Here is a 5,199-nt window from a genome sequence, read left to right as displayed (position 1 = left end):
AAGTCTAAAAGTTCCAAAACGGGTTTCAATATCAAAATCTTCTTTCTTCACAATCAGGCTGTCGTGCTGCATTCTATAAGCAACAAGCGCTTCGATGGAAACTAGTTTCAAATTAAATTTTTTAGCAACTTCTGCCAATTGCGGCAATCTTGCCATAGTACCATCGTCATTCATGACTTCGACAATCACTCCAGCAGATTTAAATCCGGCCAAGCGGGCAAAATCAATCGCAGCCTCAGTATGTCCTGTTCTTCTTAAAACACCTCCTTGTTTGGCAATTAATGGAAATATATGCCCTGGACGTGCCAGATCATGAGGCTTTGTGTCCTGATTTACTAATGAAAGTACCGTTTTGGCTCTATCTGAAGCAGATATTCCTGTGCTTACATCACTTCCTTTAAAATCTACTGAAACAGTAAAGGCTGTTTCCAACGGATCCGTATTGTTAGTTACCATCTTATGTAATCCAAGCTCATTACAACGACTTTCGGCCAAAGGCACACATATTAAACCACGCCCATGTGTAGCCATAAAGTTGATCATTTCAGGCGTTGCTTTTTCTGCAGCCGCTAAAAAATCACCTTCGTTTTCACGATCTTCATCATCAACTACAATGATTATTTTACCTTGGCGAATATCTTCTATTGCTTCTTCTATTGTGTTAAGCTGTATTTTTTCGGTGGACATGATGCTAGTGTTTGGTTTTGAGATGGATATTATGTTCGTATTGAATATTATCAATAAATCGTTAAGTCAATAAAATAAACCGCAGTATACGATTTATTCAGGACATCCAATCTCTAGTTTGTTTTTTCGAGGGTCAAAAATAACGATTAAAATTCGAATCTAAAAGAATTGTTTTTCTGGTAATTCGCATAACTTTTTCATTGGTAAGGCTCTACCACATATTTGGGTAAGCCGCATTAATGCCTTAAAAAATGAAAAGGGACAGCAAAATGCTAATCCCTTTCTTATGTAAATTATTTAACTCCTACTTCTTTAAACCATTTTCTTATTCCTTCGTCAGATGGTCTTAGCGCATTTGGATCGACGATATTGCCTTGTGGATCAAGTAAAATAAATCTCGGAATACCACTTACTTCATAAGCTTTCTCAAAAGAAGTATCACCATTGGCAAATAACTGCACACCTGTCAATTGAAGATCAGCTACCATTTTTTTCCATTTATCATGGTCTTTTACACGATCGACAGAAATACTTACGAAGCTTATATTTTGACCGTGAAACTCTTTCTCCAAATCTTTAAGAAAAGGTATTTCTTTTTTACATGGTCCACACCAGGTAGCCCATAAATCGATATAAACAAACTTCCCTTTCAGATCATCTAAGGAAGTTGTACCTCCTTTGAAGTTTTCAAAATTCACGAATTTGGGAGAAACCATTCCTTTAGGCAGAATTTTATCCTGATGTTTTTTCAATCCGGTAGTTTTATTATATCTGTCTACACTGCTTTTTTTAAAATCTTCAAAATCTTTTTCTTCAAGAGCTACAAAAGATGCGTCTAACCCCTTTGTTTCTTTGAGTATTTTTTGGTAACCAGCAACAATTTCATCTATTTTTTTCATAAACTCATCGTTGTCTAATTTAAATATAGATTTATCTGCAGTTGCTTTTTCAGAGTACAAGGCTTTCCTGAACAAATATTTATTAGGTATTTCGCCCTCACCTTTAAAATCCATTGTTTCATCCCATTGTTTGGTATCAAAAGTGATTTTTAAATCATAGCCATTCTTGAAATAAAAAAAGCCTTGTTCTCTACCATCAAATATTCCATAAAAACCTTCCTTCACTCTCAATGTGTCAGCAAAAGCGCCGTCTTTATTAACATTGATTCTTTTTATTTTAGTTCTGCCTTTAAACACAATCAAAGAATCCGAGTTTTTCTCTGTTATTTTTCCAAATAGACGCACATAGTCAGTTGTTGCTTTTTGAGCGAAAGTACTCAAATTCAAAACAAGGGTTACAATCCCTAAATAATACCATTTTTTCATTATATCTTTTAATTTATTTCGTTAATCAAGTTTTAGAATTATTTAAACGTCATTTTTCCGTGTAAATAATCCCCGATTTAATAGTCATAAAACCATCTTGTAAGTTTTCGATCTGCTTTACAGGATCTGAATTTGTAATATAAAGATCTGCTCGTTTGCCTATAGCTATAATACCTCTATCGTCTACTCCAATACTTTCTGCCCCTATTATTGTGGCACTTGTTAGAGCATCCTTATTGGTAAAACCACAGTCGTTAGTGAGAATTTTTATTTCTTTGAATAAGGGAACAACATGATCTTTTTCAAATAAATAAGGCCAATCTGTTCCAGTAGATACCTTAACTCCTAGTTCATGAGCTCTTTTAGTTACTGTTACACCAGCATAAAGCTTATTATTGTTTCCAATATAATTGGTGGCATCCAATATAACGTTGTTATTTTTCATCAACATTAAAAGCTTATCCAGTTTTTTATCATCAATAACTGGTCTTTTGAACCGATTCATTTCTTTAACAGCAGAGTCATATGGAATGTCAAACGCATGAGACATGCTATTCACTTTTGCATTGGCAATATCAGTTGGAGTGGCAGGAAAAACTGCAGCATGACTCCAGCTTTGCAATCCTTGAAGTTTTGCCTCTTTTACAATTTTTCTAACAAGATCCGAAGTCAAGTCAGAATATATCTTAATCCCAGTGACTCCTGCTCCTTTCGCTTCTGCAACAGCAATTTTGATATCTGTTTTCTCTGTAATAGTTTGCTCCCAAGGTGTATCGCTTTTATCCTTGTTATGCTTTCTCACTAAATCGAAATAAGCCGATCCTCCAAACTGAGCTGCATAAAAAATGGACGGCGCCGGGAGTTGATTAAGAGTGCTGGCACGTTTATAGTCTGCCAGAATAATTGCATTTCCAGTCATGTCTCTTACAGAGGTAATTCCGGCATAGATCATTTTAGAAAGTTGATCCTGCATATATTTATTGTTCTTTTCTCTGTCCAGATCAGGTACTGTGGCTAGATGAACATGTGAATCAATTAATCCGGGCATCACATATTTTCCAGTAATATCAATTAGAGCAGCTCCTGGATATTTAGCAAGATCATCAGTATACAAAATGTCTTTGATCTTATCGCCTTCCATTACAATACTCCCTTTCTTACTATTAAATTTATCGTCAAAAATAAATCCGTTTTTAAGAATAGTAATTTTTAAGTTTCCTTTAGTTTGCGAATAGCCCATAAGTATTGTACAGACTAAAAACCAACATGTAAGAAGTCGTTTTTTATTCATTTTTTTAAAGTATTTATGTTTTTAGAAATGACATTATGAGCCCACTTTTGTAAACAAAAATGTGGGCTCTATATGCCTCTTAGTATCCGGGGTTTTGTGGAATTCCCGAACGATCAATTTCTGTTTGTGGAATTGGTAAAGCAAATCGATCTGCTTTAGGCGCTAAACCACCGCCGCCAGCTCTAGTAAAACCTAAGCCAAGTCTTTTTAACTCTGTGAATCTAAAACCTTCAAATGCCAGTTCTCTCCTACGCTCGTTTAAGATTTCTTTACTTAGATCTGCTCCTAAAAAGTCACCCAAACCTCTAGCATTTCTTAGTTTATTCAAATTCACCAATGCTGAAGCACTGTTGTTTTCCTTTAAATACGATTCTGCCAATATGAGATACATTTCTGGCACTCTTATTAATTTAAGATCAATATTTCCTGGATCAAATGTTGCAGCGTTTGTAGTTCTTGTTCCAGCCTGCTTCTTTGGAAAATAGCTTCCTTTGACTGTAGGATGCGTTTTAAAGTACACTGAGAATCGGAGATCTTTATTCTGATCATAGAGACTTATTAAATCATTTGATACTAAATAAGGATAACTTGACATTACAGGAATAGCAAAAATTCCTGCAGTATACTGTGTTTCGTTATTTTCAAAGCGAATTCTAAACATAATCTCGCCAGAATCATCTTTATCCCATTCTTTTTGGAGTGCCGCAAGTGTGGTATCTAATTTATATCTAGTATCTGTCAGGGCTAAATTACCATATACAATAGCATTTTTGTAATCACCCGTTTCATGAGACACACGTGCCAGTAATGCATAAATAGCTGTTTTAGATATTCGATAAGAATTAACTGCATTGACAGCCAGAGGCGCGGCTTCATTCAAATCGGCTAAAATGTAATTGATAACTTCAGCGGAAGTATTACGGGGCTTAACATCTAAAAGCGCATCCGTTTCAAATCGGTACGGTACCGCCAATGCTGTTTTATTAGTGTTGTAAGCTGGAGCATAAAAGCGGTATAAATTGTAATACAAAAGCGCTCTGATGCCTAATGCTTCACCTAAAAATGCATTTTTATTGGCAAGTGTACTTTTTCTGGCTTGTCTAATAACGGTATTCACATTGTTAAGTGCCTGATACGATATTTTCCAAAATCCTTCGATATTTCCTGTTGTGCCGGTATAAGCGAGCGGATAAATATTTTCTAAACTGCCATCAAAGGAATAGTCCTTTGAGTTGGATGAACCCACCAAATCATCGCTGATGGCTTCTGGAATACTGTAAATTCCATGAGAATATCCGTAAAAATCCTGTTTCATAACACCGTAAACGCCATCCAAGGCAGTTCTAAAACCGCCATCTGTCTGAAAAAGAGTTTCAGGTGACAATTCATCTAAGGGTTCTTTATTTATAATATCATCAGTACAAGCACTTAAAAAAGTAACCAGCACTGTAGCAAAGAATAATTTTATATTTGTTTTCATCTATTCTATTGTGTTTATTTTATGTGTCCTGTAGAATTTGATTTTCCTTTTGTCTGATACGCCTTATTATGAAAATGCGCATTTAGACTTTTCGCCTTCTTAAAAATTAACATTGACCCCAAATGAGTATCCTCTAACAATGGAAGAAGAAAGTCCAATACCGCCCGCTGCAGTAGCATATTCAGGATCAATATAATTGACGGCCGATTTAGTGAAAAGATTTTGCCCTTGAATAAAAAATCTAAGACGTTCTACTCCAATTTTTTTTGCAACTTCTTTATCAATAGAATATCCAATCATAACATTTTTCAATTTTATATAACTAGCATTTTCAAGAAACTGAGACGATGCTTTATAATCTGATACCATTGATGCTGTTGGTCTAACTAAGTAAACTTGTCTTATCGCTAAATCGG

At 35.1% G+C, this 5,199-nt stretch carries 4 protein-coding genes and 1 pseudogene; all 5 read right to left on the bottom strand.

What is annotated here, in order from left to right; translation table 11 throughout:
* Window positions 1–687: 3,4-dihydroxy-2-butanone-4-phosphate synthase (gene ribB, locus B0A81_RS21885; RefSeq protein ID WP_244281450.1), on the bottom strand; the 687-nt coding region annotated here is incomplete at its 3' end.
* Between the two features lie 293 nt (window positions 688–980).
* Window positions 981–2,012 carry a TlpA family protein disulfide reductase gene (locus B0A81_RS21035; RefSeq protein WP_089059835.1) on the bottom strand — a complete coding sequence of 344 codons (1,032 nt, stop codon included), beginning with the start codon at window positions 2,010–2,012 and terminating at the stop codon, window positions 981–983.
* Window positions 2,013–2,061: 49 nt separating this feature from the next.
* Window positions 2,062–3,303 carry an amidohydrolase family protein gene (locus tag B0A81_RS21030; RefSeq protein ID WP_089059834.1) on the bottom strand — a complete coding sequence of 414 codons (1,242 nt, stop codon included), beginning with the start codon at window positions 3,301–3,303 and terminating at the stop codon, window positions 2,062–2,064.
* 79 nt (window positions 3,304–3,382) lie between these two features.
* Window positions 3,383–4,783 (bottom strand): RagB/SusD family nutrient uptake outer membrane protein, encoded by a 1,401-nt coding sequence (locus B0A81_RS21025; protein WP_089059833.1) that lies wholly within the window; start codon window positions 4,781–4,783, stop codon window positions 3,383–3,385.
* 99 nt (window positions 4,784–4,882) lie between these two features.
* A pseudogene (locus B0A81_RS21020) lies at window positions 4,883–5,199 on the bottom strand (TonB-dependent receptor); the annotation flags it as partial.

The organism is Flavobacterium plurextorum (genome assembly GCF_002217395.1).
Taxonomy (GTDB): Bacteria; Bacteroidota; Bacteroidia; order Flavobacteriales; family Flavobacteriaceae; genus Flavobacterium; species Flavobacterium plurextorum.
The sequence above is the reverse complement of the archived record's forward strand: the minus strand, read 5'-3'. Positions and strand labels throughout refer to the sequence as shown.